At 76.7% G+C, this 15366-nt stretch carries 11 protein-coding genes; 2 read left to right on the plus strand and 9 right to left on the minus strand.

Features of this window, described 5'->3' with window-relative positions:
• Window positions 1–91 precede the first annotated feature (91 nt).
• Window positions 92–673 (plus strand): hypothetical protein, encoded by a 582-nt coding sequence (locus ACI79L_RS06005; RefSeq protein ID WP_456935890.1) that lies wholly within the window; start codon window positions 92–94, stop codon window positions 671–673.
• 67 nt (window positions 674–740) lie between these two features.
• On the opposite strand, the gene ilvC is transcribed toward ACI79L_RS06005, so the two are convergent.
• From ilvC to ilvD, 6 genes are all read right to left on the minus strand, one after another.
• Window positions 741–1766: a ketol-acid reductoisomerase gene (gene ilvC / locus ACI79L_RS06010; RefSeq protein WP_456935891.1), complete on the minus strand. Its 1026-nt coding sequence runs from the start codon at window positions 1764–1766 to the stop codon at window positions 741–743.
• A gap of 45 nt (window positions 1767–1811) precedes the next feature.
• Window positions 1812–2339, minus strand: a complete 528-nt coding sequence (ilvN, locus tag ACI79L_RS06015) for an acetolactate synthase small subunit (protein ID WP_456929174.1) — start codon at window positions 2337–2339, stop codon at window positions 1812–1814.
• An 11-nt stretch (window positions 2340–2350) separates the two neighbouring features.
• Window positions 2351–4219 carry an acetolactate synthase large subunit gene (locus ACI79L_RS06020; RefSeq protein ID WP_456935892.1) on the minus strand — a complete coding sequence of 623 codons (1869 nt, stop codon included), beginning with the start codon at window positions 4217–4219 and terminating at the stop codon, window positions 2351–2353.
• A 297-nt stretch (window positions 4220–4516) separates the two neighbouring features.
• The gene (locus ACI79L_RS06025) at window positions 4517–7189 is read right to left on the minus strand and encodes a putative bifunctional diguanylate cyclase/phosphodiesterase (RefSeq protein WP_456935893.1); all 2673 of its coding nucleotides are present in this window, start codon (window positions 7187–7189) and stop codon (window positions 4517–4519) included.
• Complete coding sequence (locus tag ACI79L_RS06030; protein ID WP_456935894.1) at window positions 7182–9890, minus strand: putative bifunctional diguanylate cyclase/phosphodiesterase; 2709 nt, start codon at window positions 9888–9890, stop codon at window positions 7182–7184. Before ACI79L_RS06030 ends, ACI79L_RS06025 begins: the two co-directional genes overlap by 8 nt.
• Before the next feature lie 69 nt (window positions 9891–9959).
• Window positions 9960–11663 carry a dihydroxy-acid dehydratase gene (gene ilvD / locus ACI79L_RS06035; RefSeq protein WP_456935895.1) on the minus strand — a complete coding sequence of 568 codons (1704 nt, stop codon included), beginning with the start codon at window positions 11661–11663 and terminating at the stop codon, window positions 9960–9962.
• A gap of 79 nt (window positions 11664–11742) precedes the next feature.
• On the opposite strand from ilvD, the gene ACI79L_RS06040 reads away from it, so the two are divergent.
• Window positions 11743–12564 carry a helix-turn-helix transcriptional regulator gene (locus tag ACI79L_RS06040; RefSeq protein WP_456935896.1) on the plus strand — a complete coding sequence of 274 codons (822 nt, stop codon included), beginning with the start codon at window positions 11743–11745 and terminating at the stop codon, window positions 12562–12564.
• Here the strand turns inward: ACI79L_RS06040 and ACI79L_RS06045 are convergent.
• The 3 genes from ACI79L_RS06045 to ACI79L_RS06055 are packed head-to-tail and all read right to left on the minus strand — an operon-like array spanning window position 12561 to window position 15341.
• The gene (locus tag ACI79L_RS06045; RefSeq protein WP_456935897.1) at window positions 12561–12941 is read right to left on the minus strand and encodes a PH domain-containing protein; all 381 of its coding nucleotides are present in this window, start codon (window positions 12939–12941) and stop codon (window positions 12561–12563) included. The genes ACI79L_RS06040 and ACI79L_RS06045 overlap by 4 nt on opposite strands.
• Before the next feature lie 46 nt (window positions 12942–12987).
• Window positions 12988–13941 (minus strand): 2-hydroxyacid dehydrogenase, encoded by a 954-nt coding sequence (locus ACI79L_RS06050; protein ID WP_456935898.1) that lies wholly within the window; start codon window positions 13939–13941, stop codon window positions 12988–12990.
• Window positions 13942–13952: 11 nt separating this feature from the next.
• Window positions 13953–15341 carry an NAD(P)/FAD-dependent oxidoreductase gene (locus tag ACI79L_RS06055; protein WP_456935899.1) on the minus strand — a complete coding sequence of 463 codons (1389 nt, stop codon included), beginning with the start codon at window positions 15339–15341 and terminating at the stop codon, window positions 13953–13955.
• Window positions 15342–15366: the final 25 nt, after the last annotated feature.

Genomic DNA, 15366 nt, shown 5'->3' on the forward strand with positions numbered 1-15366 from the left:
GCGTCGGCGGACCCCCACGGACGTCAGCGAGCCCCTACACTCCGCCGCCGACCGCCGACAGGGCGGAGCCACCTCCAGGAGGAACCCGAGCATGACCAGCCCCAGCTTCGACAAGAACACGCCGCCGGGGGGTCAGCCCGGGTACGGCGCGCCCGGCGCGCAGCCCTACGGCCAGCAGCCCTACGGGGCCCAGCCCTACGGCCAGCAGCCGCACGGCAACCCGGCCCCCTACGGCGGCGGCTTCGGCGGCCCCTCCCCCTACGGCGGCGCGCCGGCCGGCCAGCGTCCCGGGCAGGTCACCGCGGCCGCGGTGATCGGCGTCGTCATCGGTGGCCTGGGCTCGCTGTTCGGTCTGCTCGCCATCCTGGGGATCGGCCTGCTGTTCGCGCTCAGCCCGCTGCTCGGGATCGTCACCCTGCTGGCGGTCGCCACGGCCGTCGTCGTGCTGGTCGGCGGCATCCAGGTGCTCACCGGCAAGTCGCCGCGGCTGCTGCTCCTCGGCAGCTACGCCTCGATCGGCATCCAGTTGCTGACCCTGATCATCTCGCTGGCCGTCGGCGGCGGCTTCGAGTTCTCGGCGCTGCTCGGCTTCGTGCTGCCGGGCCTGATCGTCTTCTTCCTGCAGCAGCCGCAGTCCAAGCAGTACTTCGCCTCGCGGGGCCTGGCCTACTGACCTCCCCCGCAGACGACGACGACCCCCGCTGCCGGCAGGCAGCGGGGGCCGTTCGCGTTGCCGGACGCTACGAGCGGGCGGCGGTGCCGGTGTAGTCGTCGGAGGCCGACACCCAGCTCATCAGGCCGCGCAGCTTGCGGCCGGTCTCCTCGATGGGGTGCGCCTCGGCCTCGGCGCGGCGGCGCTTGAAGTCCGGCGCCCCGGCGTCCTGGTCGGCGATGAAGGCCGCGGCCCACGAGCCGTCCTTGATCGCGGCGAGGACCTCCTTCATCGACTCCTTGACGCGGGCGTCGATGACCTTCGGGCCGGAGGTGTAGTCGCCGTACTCGGCGGTGTCGGACACCGACCAGCGCTGCTTGGCGATGCCGCCCTCGTACATGAGGTCGACGATCAGCTTCAGCTCGTGCAGGCACTCGAAGTAGGCGACCTCGGGCTGGTAGCCGGCCTCGGTGAGGGTCTCGAACCCGGCGGTGATCAGCGCGCTGGCGCCGCCGCAGAGGACGGCCTGCTCGCCGAACAGGTCGGTCTCGGTCTCCTCGGCGAACGTCGTCCTGATGACGCCGGCGCGGGCGCCGCCGATGGCCTTGGCGTAGGACAGCGCGAGCTGCAGGGCCTGCCCGCTCGCGTCCTGCTCGACGGCGACCAGGCACGGCACACCCTTGCCGTTCTCGAACTCGCGGCGGACGAGGTGGCCGGGGCCCTTGGGCGCGACCATCGCGACGTCGACGCCGGCCGGGGGCTTGATGTAGCCGAACCGGATGTTGAAGCCGTGACCGAAGAACAGCGCGTCGCCGTCCTGCAGGTTGGGCTCGATCGACTCGCTGTACAGCGTCCGCTGCACGTGGTCGGGCGCGAGGATCATGATCAGGTCGGCCTCGGCGGCGGCCTCGGCCGGCGTGACGACCCGCAGGCCCTCGGCCTCCGCCTTGGCCCGGCTCTTGCTGCCCTCGGGCAGGCCGACGCGGACGTCCACCCCGGAGTCCCGCAGCGACAGGGCGTGCGCGTGGCCCTGGCTGCCGTAGCCGATGACGGCGACGGTGCGCCCCTGGATGATCGACAGGTCGGCGTCGTCGTCGTAGAAGATCTCGGCCATGCGGTACGTGCTCCTTCGGTTGTTCTCGTGCGGGGCGTGCGGGGGCTAGGCGCTGCGGTCGACCGGGCGCAAGGTACCGGCGCCGCTCATCGAGCGCGGACCCCGGCCGAGGGCCACGGTGCCCGACTGCGCCATCTCCTTGATCCCGAGCGGGGCGAGGACGGCGAGCAGGGCCTGCAGCTTGTCCGGGGTGCCGGTGGCCTCGAGGGTCACGGTGTCGGTGTTGACGTCGACGACGCGGGCGCGGAACAGCTCGGCGGTCTGCAGCACCGTGGTGCGCTCGGCCATCGGTGCGCGCACCTTGACCAGCAGCAGCTCGCGCTGGACGGCGGCGCCGCCGTCGAGCTCGACGATCTTGATGACCTCGACGAGCTTGTTGAGCTGCTTGGTCACCTGCTCCAGCGGCGCGGACTCGGCGTCGACGACGATCGTCATCCGCGACAGGTCGGGGTTCTCGGTCGGCCCGACGGCCAGCGACTCGATGTTGAACGCGCGCCGGCTGAACAGCGCCGAGACGCGGGCCAGCACACCGGCCTTGTTCTCGACCAGGACCGACAGGGTGTGGCGGGTCATCTCCGGGCTCCTTAGACCTGGCTGTCGCCGAAGACCGGGCGCAGGCCGCGCGCGGCGAGGATGTCGTCGTTGCTGGCGCCCGCGGCGACCATCGGCCACACCTGCGCGTCGTGGCCGACGACGAAGTCGATGACCACCGGGGCGTCGGTGATCGCCATGGCCTTCTCGATGACGGCGTCGACGTCGTCCTTGGACTCGCAGCGCAGCCCGACGCAGCCCAGCGCCTCGGCCAGCATCACGAAGTCGGGGATGCGCACCGGCGTGGGCCGGCCCTCGTCGTCCACCGGGTGCAGCTTGGTGTTGGAGTAGCGGCCCTCGTAGAACAGGGTCTGCCACTGCCGGACCATGCCGAGGTTGCCGTTGTTGATGACGGCGATCTTGACCGGGATGCCCTCGATGGCGCAGGTGGCCAGCTCCTGGTTGGTCATCTGGAAGCAGCCGTCGCCGTCGATCGCCCACACCGTGGTCTCGGGGCGGCCGTACTTGGCGCCCATGGCCGCGGGGACGGCGTAGCCCATCGTCCCGGCGCCGCCGCTGTTGAGCCACGTGCCCGGCTTCTCGTACCTGATGAACTGCGCGGCCCACATCTGGTGCTGGCCGACGCCGGAGGCGTAGATCGCGTCCGGGCCGGCGATCGCGCCGAGCCGCTCGATGACGTACTGCGGCGACAGCGAGCCGTCCTCGGGCCAGTCGTAGCCCAGCGGGTAGCGGGCCCGCCAGTCGTCGAGCTGCGCCCACCAGGCGGTCAGGTCGGGCGTGCGGCCGGCGGCGTGCTCGGAGCGCAGCGCGGTCACGAGCTCCGCGATCGTCTCCTTCGCGTCGCCCACGATCGGCACGTCGGCCCGGCGGTTCTTGCCGATCTCGGCGGGGTCGATGTCGGCGTGGACCACCAGCGCGCCGGGCGCGAAGGAGGACAGCTGGCCGGTCACCCGGTCGTCGAAGCGGGCGCCGAGGGCGACGAGGACGTCGGCCTTCTGCAGCGCGGTGACCGCGGCGACGGTGCCGTGCATGCCGGGCATGCCCAGGTGCTGCGGCGAGCTGTCGGGGAACGCGCCGCGGGCCATGAGGGTGGTGACGACCGGCGCCCCGGTGAGCTCGGCGAGCTCGGCCAGCTCCTCGGTGGCGCGGGCCTTGAGCACCCCGCCGCCGACGTAGAGGACCGGCCGGCGGGCGCCGGCGATCAGCGCGGCGGCCTCGCGGACCTGCTTGCCGTGCGGGCGGGTGGTCGGCTTGTAGCCGGGCAGGTCCAGCCGCGGCGGCCAGGAGAAGTCGGTGGTCGCCTGCAGCACGTCCTTGGGGATGTCGACCAGGACCGGGCCGGGGCGGCCGGTGGCGGCCAGGTGGAACGCCTCGGCGATCCGCTGGGGGATCTCCGCCGGGTCGGTGACCAGGAAGTTGTGCTTGGTGATCGGCATCGTGATGCCGCGGATGTCGGCCTCCTGGAAGGCGTCGGTCCCGATCGCGCCGCTGGGCACCTGGCCGGTGATCGCGACGATCGGCACCGAGTCCATGTAGGCGTCGGCCAGCGGGGTGACCAGGTTGGTCGCGCCCGGGCCGGAGGTGGCCATGCAGACGCCGACCCGGCCGGTGGCCTGCGCGTACCCGGTGGCCGCGTGCCCGGCGCCCTGCTCGTGCCGGACGAGGACGTGGCGCACGCGCGAGTCGAACAGCGGGTCGTAGGCGGGCAGGATCGCGCCGCCCGGGATGCCGAAGACCACCTCGACGCCCACGGCCTCGAGCGAGCGGACCAGGCTCTGCGCGCCGGTGATGCCGGTCGCGGGCTCGGCGGCGGACTCGGCGATCGAGCGGGCCGTCGTCTCGACACCGGTCAGGGCTGCGGCGGCCTCTCGGGTGGCGGACTCGCTCGGGGTGCTGGTCATGCGGGGCGTCTCCTGTGCCGGACGGGCGGGACGGGCGTGCGGTTCCGGGTGTCTGCTCGGTGTCGCCCGGGTGCGGGGAGGGTCCCGGCTGTCCGCCGGGCCGGCCCCGCCCCGGGCCTCGCGCCAACAAAAAACCCCTCGTGCCGTGGGCACAGAGGGGCATAGCGCGTCGGTCGGGCGACCGGCGCGCTAGGCGACTACGAGGAGCAGGCGGGCGGAGGTCACGCGGACACTGTGCGCCTCGACCGCCACGACGTCAACCAGGCTGTCCCACACAGTGGACTCGTGTCGTCCATGTCATGGGACGGCGACGGGCACCGGGCCGGTCGGCAGGGCGGGGTCGAAGGCGTCGACCAGCGCCGGCAGGGCGGCGGCGGGGACGGGCCGGCCGATCAGCCAGCCCTGAAGGAACCGGCAGCCGAGCGCGGTGAGGACCGCCATCTGCTCGGGGGTCTCCACGCCCTCGGCGACGACGTCCATGCCGAGCGTGCGGCCGAGGTCGACGACGCTGCCGACCAGCGCCGCGCCGCGCGGGTCGGTGTCGATGCCGGACACGAAGCCGCGGTCCATCTTCAGCACCTGCACGGGCAGCCGGGCGAGGTAGGCCAGCGACGAGTAGCCCTTGCCGAAGTCGTCGAGGGAGACGATGCAGCCCAGCGCGGACAGCTCCGCGAGCTCGGCGAGCAGCCGCTCGTCGTCGTCCATGAGGACGCTCTCGGTGACCTCGACCATCAGCAGGTGCGCGGGCAGGCCGGAGCGCTGCAGGGCGCGGGTGACGTCCTCGACCAGGCAGCGGGCCTGCAGGTGGCGCACCGAGATGTTGACGCCGAGCTTGAGGTCGCGGCCCTGCGCGACGAGGCGGGCGTGCTCGGCGGTCGCCGTCTGCAGCACCCACCGCTGCAGCGGCACGATCAGCCCGTCGTCCTCGGCCAGGCCGATGAACTCCTCCGGCGGCACGGGGCCGAGCACCGGGTGGTCCCAGCGCACCAGGGCCTCGACGCCCAGGACGCGGTGCTCCTCCACCCCGGCCACCGGCTGGTAGACCACCCGCAGCTGGCCCCGCTCGATGGCGGTGGGCAGGTCGCGGGCCAGCCGGCTGCGCCGGGCGGACTCCTCCACCAGCGCCTCCCCCGAGGCCCGGACGCCGTTCTTGCCCTGCGCCTTGACCGTGCGCAGCGCGAGGTCGGCCTCGCGGACGGTCGCCGAGGCGTCGGCGCCGGCGACCACCTCGGTGACGCCGACGCTCGCCGAGGTGCGCAGCACCGGACCGGCGCCCTCCGGGTCGCCGGGGGCGGCGTAGCGCTGGGTGCGGTCCAGCCGCGCGACCAGCCGCTCGGCCAGGGCCAGCGCCTCGTCGGGGCCGGCGTCGACGACGAGGGCGAACTCGTCCCCGCCGAGCCGCGCGACCAGGTCCCCGGCGCGGGCCGCGGCGCGCAGGGAGTCGGCCACCTCGCACAGCAGCCGGTCCCCCGCGTCGTGCCCGGCGACGTCGTTGACCGCCTTGAAGCCGTCGAGGTCGAGCAGCAGCACGCAGGAGCGCCGGCCGCGGGACGCCTGGGTCAGGGCGCCGTCGAGGGCGGCCATGAAGCGGGCGCGGTTGGGCAGCCCGGTGAGCGAGTCGGTGTAGGCCAGCCGCTCGAGCTCGCGCTGCCCGGCGCGGCGCTCGGTGACGTCGCGCAGGTGCAGCACCAGACCGTCGCCGGACCGGCGGCCCGCGGCGGGGGCGGCGCCGGACACCTCGACGTCGCGCCAGGTGCCGTCGGCGGCGCGCAGCCGGCCGGTGGCCGGCAGGCCGTCGGGCGTGGCGTCGCGCAGGGCGGCGGAGACGCGGTCGAGCAGGTCCCGGTCCCCCGGGTGCAGCAGGCCGACCAGCACCCGGCCGATCAGGTCCTCCTCCGCGACGCCGAGCCGCTCGGCGACCGGGCCGGTGGCGGAGGTGACGCGGCCGGAGCCGTCGAGGACCAGCGTGACGGCGTCGCCGCTGTGCACGAGCGCGCGGAACCAGCCCTCGGTCCGCTCCAGGCGGCGGGTCAGGGCCGCGGCGTCCAGGGCCCAGTACAGCGTCCGCGCCGAGGTGAGCAGCACGAGGACGACGGTGGCGGCGGCCTCGGCCGCGGGCAGCGGGCGGCCGGCGACGGTGCCGCCGGCGACCGCGAGCAGCGCGGCGGTGGCCGCGCCGTGGGCGAGCACGCCCCCGCGCAGGGGCAGCGTGCGGCGGCCGGCGTCGGCGGCGGCGTGCGCGCCGGCGTCGGCCCGGGCGGCGCGCAGGGCGGCGGCGAGCATGGCCAGCCAGCCGAGCACGACGACCACGTCCCAGCCCGGGGCGGTGCCGGCCGAGGTGCGGCCGGGCGCGCCGCCGACCGCGACCAGCGACATGGCGACGAAGGCGGCGAGCAGCCAGCCGGCGGCGCGGCGGCGGCCCTCGGGGACGGCGGTGAGGGTGACCAGGCCGATGCCGCACAGGAGCGCCCCGGCCAGCGGGTAGCCGGCCGCGACCAGGCCGCCGCCCGGCCCGGTGGTCCGGGCGACGAGGTCGCCGAGCAGCACGCAGCCGAGCAGGGCCCCGGCGACGGTGACGACCACGCCGTCGAGCAGCACCCGCGTGCCGAGCCGCCGGTGCGACCGCGGCGGCAGCAGCAGGACGGCCGCCGAGACGGCGACCGGGACGCCGAGCAGCGTCGGGAGGTCCTCGACGCCACCGGCGGCGAGGTCGCGACCGGGTGCGGCGAGGGCCGGCACCTGGCCGAGGGCGAGCAGCGCGCCGGCGGCGGACAGCGCCCGCCAGGGCCGGCCGGCGCGGCCCGGCAGCCGGGCGGCGTCGCGGGCGAGCACCGCGGCCGAGGCGGCGGACGCCGCCCCGAGCAGGGCGGGCACCAGCCAGGCGGGCGCACCGGTGAGCAGGCCGGCGACGGCGACGGCGCCGAGGACCGCCAGCAGGACCTGGACCGCCGGGGCGGCGCGGTCAGCCACGGCGGCCGGCCCGGACGGTGGAGGGCTCGACCGGCGCCGGGACCGGGTCGGCCGACGAGCCGACCAGCCCCGGCCACAGCAGGCCGGCGCCGCCGCGCAGCAGGTCCACGAGGTCGGCCAGCGGCAGCGGGCGGGACAGCAGGAACCCCTGCGCCTGGTCGACGCCCAGCCCGCGCAGCACGCCGAGCTGGGCCGGCGTCTCGACGCCCTCGGCGACGACCTGCAGCCCCAGGGACCGGCCGACGGTCACGACCGCCTCGCACAGCGCGCGGCTCTGCCGGTCGCGGTCGACGCGGGAGACGAAGGAGCGGTCGAGCTTGAGCACGTCGACCGGGAGGCGGGTGAGCAGGCCCAGCGACGACGAGCCGGTGCCGAAGTCGTCCAGGGCCACGTGCACGCCCATGAGCCGCAGCGCCTCGGCGTCGACGGCCACCGAGTCGCCCTCGGCCAGCACGGTCGCCTCGGTGACCTCCAGGACCAGCCGCTCGGGCGCCAGGCCGGAGGCGGACAGCGCGCCGGCGACGTCGTCGACGAGGGTGCGCTCGGCCACGTGCGCGGCGGAGACGTTCATGCCGATCCGCAGGGGCCCGCCGCCGCCGGCCGGCAGCACGGCGGCGGCCGCGGTGATCTCCCGCAGCGCCCAGCGCTGCAGCTCGCCGACGACCCCGGCCCGCTCGGCGATCGGGACGAACTCCCGCGGGGAGACCTCCCCCAGCTCCGGGTGCCGCCAGCGCAGCAGCGCCTCGACGCCGGAGACCCGCTTGTCGGCCAGGGACACGACCGGCTGGAACGCCAGCCACAGCTCCCCGCGGCCGGCGGCGCCGGGCAGGTCCGCGCGCAGCCGGTCGCGGCGGGCGGCCGCCGCGCCGAGCGCCGGCGTCCAGCAGGTGGCGCGCGCCGAGCGGGAGGCCCGGGCGGCCGCGACCGCGAGCTCGGCGCGGGCGCCGACCTCGGCGACGCCGGTCCCCGGCTCGACGACGACCACGCCGACGGCGGCGGTGAGGTCGAAGACGCCGGCGGCGGTGGTCACCGGCTGCTCGAGCACGGCCAGGCAGCGGTCGGCGAGCAGCGCGGCGGTGTCGCCGTCGCCCTCGGCCAGGACCGCGAAGGTGCCGCCGACCAGCCGGGCGACGACCTCGTCGCCGCGCACGGCGGCGCGCAGCCGCCGGCCCAGCTCGACGAGGACGGCGGCGACGGCGTCGCGGCCGGCGTGCTCGCGGACCTCGTCCAGGCCGGCGACCTCGACGAGCAGGACCGCGGACCCGGCGCGGGCGGTCGCGGGCTGCAGGGCCGCGTCCCAGCCGGCCCGGTTGGGCAGTCCGGTGAGCGCGTCGGTGAACGCGAGCTCCTCCAGCGCCCGCTCGCGGGCCACCCGCTCGGTCACGTCGCGGCAGTGCAGCACCACCGAGGCGACCGCCGGGTCGGTGCGCAGGTCGGAGACGCTGGCCTCGAGGCAGCGCCGCGCGCCGCCCGCGTCGCGGACGTGCAGCGTCACCAGCCCGTCGGTGCCGGTGTCGGTACCGGTGTCGAGGACCCGGCGCAGCGCGGCGGCGTCCGCGGGCTCCAGGGTGCCGGGCCGGCCGGCGGCGCCGGAGAGCACGTCGCGGCCGACGAGCTGCTCCGGCGTGGCGCCGACCAGCGCGGCCATCGCCGGCGAGACCCAGCCGACGCGCAGCCGGGCGTCGAGGACGAGGACGGCGTCGCGGCCGGAGTGCAGCAGGTTGCGGAAGTAGGCCTCGTCGCGGCGCAGCCGGGCGCCGCGCTGGTGGTCCTCGCGGGCGGTGACCCAGCGGTGCGCGGCCGCCAGGCCCACGCAGGCCAGCGCCCCGGCGAGGGTGAGCAGGGTCGGCCGGGTGCCCAGCGCCAGCGGCACGACGACGAGCGCGACCACGGCGACCAGCGCCAGGTGCGGCAGCACCGAGCGCAGCGGGTCGGTGCGGCCGTCGGCCGCGCGGCGGGGGACGGCCGGGCCGGTGCCGGGGTCGAGCAGGCGGGCGAGCACCAGCAGCGCCAGGCCGACGACGACGGCCACGCGGGTGGCCGGGACGACGTCGTGCGCGCCGAGCAGCGTCGCGGAGGTGGCGGTGCCGCGCGCGGCGCAGAGCAGGACGAGGCCGCCGAGCAGCACCGCGGCCATGCGCCGGCGGTGCGCCTCGACCGCGCCGAGGACGGTGAGGCCGGCGGCCATGGTGGCGGCCGCGGCCACGACCGCGGCGCCGAGGACGAGCTGGGCGCCCAGGGACAGCGCGGTCCAGCTGCCGCCCGGGCCGACCAGCAGGAACTGCATGACGGCGAGCGCGGCGACGCCGAAGAGGGCGAGCTCGAGCGTCGTCCGCCGGCAGGTGCGCCGCAGGCTGGACCGCTCGACCATGCCGAGCACGGCCACGACCACGAGGACGTAGCCGGGGACGGTGGGCAGCCAGCGCAGCACCACCGCGGACAGCACGGAGTCCGGCCGGGCCGTGGTGGTCAGGACCAGGCCGAGGGCGGGGAACAACGCCGCGACGGCGAGCACCCGCCACGGCGGGGCGGAGGGGTCACCGGGCCGGCTCAGCGCCCACAGCGCGAGCGCGGCGAGCAGCCCGGCCAGGCCGGTGACGGCGTCGGAGACCGGGTCCAGCGCGGGCACGGCGACCGCCAGGGCGCACGCCGCTGCGGCCGGCACGGCGCACGCCAGCAGCCACCTGATCCGCCTGTCCACACCGGGGGTGTCGGCAGCGGCGCTCCCCGGGACCAGTTCCCGGGGAGCGCCGTCACCCCATCGGGGGGACTATCCGCAGATGGCGCCGTTGGCCGCGGAGCCCACCAGCTTGGCGTACTTGCCGAGGACGCCGGTGGTGTAGCGCGGGGGCAGGGGCGCCCAGTCCGCGCGGCGGCGGGCCAGCTCGTCGTCGTCGACCAGCAGGTCCAGCGTGCGCGTGGTGAGGTCCAGCCGGACCGGGTCGCCGTCGCGGACCAGCGCGATCGGGCCGCCCTCGGTGGCCTCCGGCGCGACGTGGCCGATGCACAGGCCGGTGGTGCCGCCGGAGAACCGGCCGTCGGTGAGCAGCAGGACGTCCTTGCCCAGCCCCGCGCCCTTGATCGCGCCGGTGACGGCGAGCATCTCGCGCATGCCCGGGCCGCCCTTGGGCCCCTCGTAGCGGATGACGACGACGTCGCCGGCCTGCAGCGTGCCCTCGGTGACCGCGTCCATGGCACCCTGCTCGCCGTCGAAGACCCGCGCGGTGCCCTCGAAGACGTCGCGGTCGAAGCCGGCCGACTTCACCACGGCGCCCTCCGGCGCCAGCGAGCCGTGCAGGATCGTGAGGCCGCCGGTCCGGTGGATCGGCTGGGACAGCGCGTGGATGATCGCGCCGTCGGGGTCCGGCGGGGCGATCTCGGCGAGGTTCTCGGCCATCGTCTTCCCGGTCACGGTGAGCGTGTCGCCGTGGAGCAGGCCGGCGTCGAGCAGCGCACGCAGGACCACCGGGACGCCGCCGATGCGGTCGACGTCGGTCATGACGTACCGGCCGAAGGGCTTGACGTCGGCCAGGTGCGGCGTGCGGTCACCGATCCGGTTGAAGTCGTCGAGGGTCAGCTCGACCTGCGCCTCGTGCGCGATGGCCATGAGGTGCAGGACCGCGTTGGTGGAGCCGCCCAGCGCCATGACCACGGTGATCGCGTTCTCGAACGCCTGCCTGGTCATGATCTGCCGCGCGGTGATGCCCTTGCGCAGCAGGTTCACCACGGCCTCGCCGGAGGCGACGGCGAAGGCGTCGCGGCGGCTGTCGGGCGCCGGCGGGGCGGCGCTGCCGGGCAGGCTCATGCCCAGCGCCTCGGCGACGCTGGCCATGGTGTTGGCGGTGTACATGCCGCCGCAGGAGCCCATGCCGGGGCAGGCGGCCCGCTCGACGGCGGCCAGCTCGTCCTGGGTGATCAGCCCGCGGGCGCAGGCGCCGACGGCCTCGAAGACGTCGATGATCGTCAGGTCGTCGCGGTCGCCGAGCTTCCCCGGCAGCGTCGAGCCCGAGTAGAGGAAGACGCTGGCGAGGTCCAGCCGGGCGGCGGCCATGAGCATGCCGGGCAGGGACTTGTCGCAGCCGGCCAGCAGCACCGAGCCGTCGAGCCGCTCGGCGAACATCACCGTCTCCACCGAGTCGGCGATGACCTCGCGGCTGACCAGCGAGGCGCGCATGCCCTCGTGGCCCATGGAGATGCCGTCGGAGACCGAGATGGTGCCGAACTCCAGCGGGAACCCGCCGGCGGCGTGCACGCCCTCCTTCGCCCGCTTGGCCAGCCGGTCCAGCGAGAGGTTGCACGGGGTGATCTCGTTCCACGACGAGGCCACGCCGATCTGCGGCTTGTCCCAGTCGTCGTCGCCCATGCCGACGGCGCGCAGCATCGCCCGGGCCGGGGCCCTGGTGATGCCGTCGGTCACCTCGCGGCTGCGCGGCTTGACGTCGGCGGTGGTGCGGGGGTCGTCCACGGTCGTCACGCCGCGAGCGTAGGCGCGGTCCCGGGGCGCTCCCAGACGCCGTCGATACTGGTACCGACACCACCACCCGGGAGCCGCCGTGTCCGCCACCGCCCGCCGGGAGCTCGGCGACTTCCTCCGCTCGCGCCGCTCCCAGGTCGACCCGCGCGACACCGGCCTGCCCGCGGGCGGTCCCCGGCGCACGCCGGGGCTGCGCCGGGAGGAGGTCGCGCTGCTGTCCGGGGTGAGCTCCACCTGGTACACGTGGCTGGAGCAGGGCCGCGACATCCGCCCGTCCCGCCAGGTGGTCGACGCGCTCGCCCGCACCCTGCGCATGACGCCGGCCGAGCACGGCTACGTGCTGCGGCTGACCGGCCACGGCGGCGCCGCCCCCGGCGACCCCGACGGCGGGATGCCCGGCCACGTGCAGCGCCTGCTGGACGCGCTGGGCCCCTCCCCCGCCTACGCGATCACCGCCGACTGGTGGATCGCCGGGTGGAACCGCGCCTACGAGCGCTTCTACCCCGGGGTGGCCGCCGCCCCCGCGGACCGGCGCAACCTGCTGGAGCTGGTGTTCACCGACCCGGCGGTGCGGGCGCTGCTGGCGGACTGGGCCGGGGACAGCCGGCGGTTCCTCACCCAGTTCCGCGCCGAGGTGGGCCCGCGGCTGGCCGACCCGGCGGTCGTCGACCTCGTCGCCCGGCTCGAGGCGGCCAGCCCGGAGTTCCGCGCCGGGTGGGCCAGCCACGACGTCGACCGGTTCAGCTCCGCCGAGCGCCGCTTCGAGCACCCCGAGGTGGGCAGCCTGCTGCTCGAGCACCACCAGCTCACGCCCGCCGACGCCCCCGGGCTGCAGCTGGTCGTCTACACCGCGGCCGAGGGCGGCGAGAGCGCCGCGCGGCTGTGCGCGCTCGCGGGCTAGGCGGCCGGCGGCGCGGGGACGTCGAAGCGGCCGCCGGACCACCCCGCCAGCCGCGGCAGGTCGCGGGCGCGCAGGACCGGCAGCCGCACCTCCCCGCCGCCGGTGGTGACCAGCACCAGCCGGGCGTTGCGGCCCACCCGGATGCCGGCCAGGTCGTCCCAGGGCACCCGGCGCTGCCCGAGCAGCCCGCGCGTGGTGATCGCCTCCTCGCCGACGTCGACGCCCACCCGCAGCACCCAGACCGCCGCCAGCAGCGGCAGGAGCAGGACCAGCGCGGCCCACGGGGAGGCGGCGGCGAAGGGCAGCACGCAGACGGCGAGGAAGACGACGGGGAGCAGCGCGACCCGGCTCAGCCGCATGCGCGCGAGGGTTGCCACGTCCCCATGATCCCGCGCCGCGGGACGACGATCCCGGGGTCCGGCGTCAGTAGTCGCCGACGACGTCGGTCAGGGGCTCCCCGGCCAGCACCCGGCGCAGCTGCGCGAGGACCGCGGCCTCCGCGCGGGCGGCGGTCTGCGGCACCGCCCCGCCCACGTGCGGGGTGAGCAGCAGTCCCGGCGCCGACCACAGCGGGTGCCCCTCGGGCAGCGGCTCGGGTTCGGTGACGTCGAGCGCGGCCCGCAGCCGGCCCGCGGTCAGCTCGGCCACCAGCGCGTCGGTGTCGACGACGACCCCGCGCGCGGCGTTGACCAGCAGCGCGCCGTCCTTCATCGCGGCGAGGAACTCCGCGTCGACCAGGCCGGTGGTCTCCGGGGTCACCGGCACGACGAGGACGACGACGTCGGCGCCGGGCAGCAGCCGCGGCAGCTCGTCGGTGCCGTGGACGCCGTCGCGGGCGCTGCGCGCGACGTAGGTCAGCTCGACGTCGAAGCCGGACATCATGGCGCCGATCCGGCGGCCGATGTCCCCGGCGCCGACGACGAGCACCCGCGCCCCGACCAGCGAGGAGAACGTCCCCGGGCTCCACCGGCCGGCGTCCTGCGCGCGGACCAGGTCGGGCAGGCCGCGCTGGGCGGCCAGCGTCGCGGCCAGCACCCACTCGGCGGTCGACGGCGTGTGTGCGCCGCGGGCGTTGCACAGCACGACGCCCTCGGGCAGCCGGCCGACGAACCGCTCGGCGCCGGCGCTGAGCAGCTGGACAAGCCGCAGCCGCGGGGCCGCGGCGAGCAGGGCGTCGTCCGGGCCGCCGCCGCTGCGCGGCACCCAGACCTGCGCCTGCCCGGCCTCCTCCGGCGGCGGCCCGTCGGGGTCGGCGCGGACGGCGCGCACGCGCGGGGACAGCGCCTCCACCGCGGTGGCCATCGCCCGCGAGGGCACCAGGACGGTCAGGGTCTCGTCGGGGCCGACGACGTCGGTGCCGCGGATCTCGGGAGCCACGGCCCCCGACCCTAGGAGGCGCCGGCGGCGACCTCCGGGCCGGGAACCGCCTGCGGCGCGAGGCCCTGGGCGGTGGCGATCCGCGCGTCCTCGGGCCGGACCACCGACAGCTGCGTGGACTCCGGCGGCAGCACCGTCTGGAACAGCCAGTCGGCCGCGACCCGCACCCGGTTGGCCATCGCCGGCATCGCGTAGAGGTGGTAGCCGCGGGTGACGACCTTGGCCAGCGGCCCGGTCAGCGGCACCCCCAGCGGCCGGGCGACGGCGTCCCAGCCGCCGAGGTCGGCGACCAGGCCGAGGTCGCGGTGCCGGTACCGGCGGGGGCGGCCGACGCCGAGGCTGGCGGCGACGTTGCGGCCGAGGACGGCGCCCTGCCGCTGGGCGTGCTGCGCCGTCGGCGGGGTGTCCGGCAGCTCGCCGTCCTGCTCCCCGGCGGCGAGGTCGGGGACGGCGGCCGCGTCGCCCGCGGCCCACACGCCGGCCACGCCCGGGACGGCGAGGTCGGGGTCGACGGCGAGCCGGCCCCGCCGCAGCGGCAGCCCCAGCCGGCCGACCAGGGGGTGCGCGACGACCCCGGCGCCCCACACCAGCGTGCGGGTCGGGATCGTCTCGCCGTCGGTGAGGACGACGGCGTCCTCGTCGGCGGAGACCACCGAGGTGCGGAGCCGGACGTCGACCCCGCGGCGGGCCAGCACGTCCAGCGCGCGGCGGCCGAGCTCGGGGCCCAGCTCCGGCAGCACCGCGGGCGCGAGGTCGACCAGCACCCACCGCACCTCGGCGGCGCGGGTGCGGTCCCACCGGCCCTCGATCCGGCGCAGCCAGCGCTGGGTCTGGGCGACCACCTCGGTGCCGGTGTAGCCCGCGCCGACGGCGACCACGGTGAGCCGCGCGGCGCGCTCGGCCCGGCCGGCCGGGGTGTCGGGCAGGGCGTCGGCGAGGTCGAGCTGCTCGAGCAGGTGGTCGCGGAGGAACACCGCCTCGACCAGGGTCTTCAGCGCCCGGCCGTGCTCGGGGACGCCGGGGACGGGCACCTGGCGGGTCACCGCGCCGGGCGTGAGCAGGAGCCGGTCCCACGACATCGCCGTCGGGGTCCCGTGCGCGGGCCGCAGCGTGAGCGAGCGCGCGGCCAGGTCGACGTCCTCGACCCGGCCCAGCACCAGGCGCACCCGGGGCAGCAGCCGCCGCAGGGAGACCGCGATGTGCCGCGCCTCGACCACGCCGGTGGCCACCTCGGGCAGCAGGGGGCTGTAGAGCAGGTAGTCCGTCGGCGTGACCAGGACCAGGTCGGCGGCGTCCGGCGGGAGCAGCCGCTGCAGCCTGCGCAGGGCGGTGAGCCCGGCGAAGCCGCCGCCGACCGTGACCACCCGCGGCCGCCCGCCGCCGTCTCCCGCGATCCGCATGCCGGCCTCCGCTGCTCGCCCGGGT

This window comes from Geodermatophilus sp. SYSU D00684 (assembly GCF_054050455.1).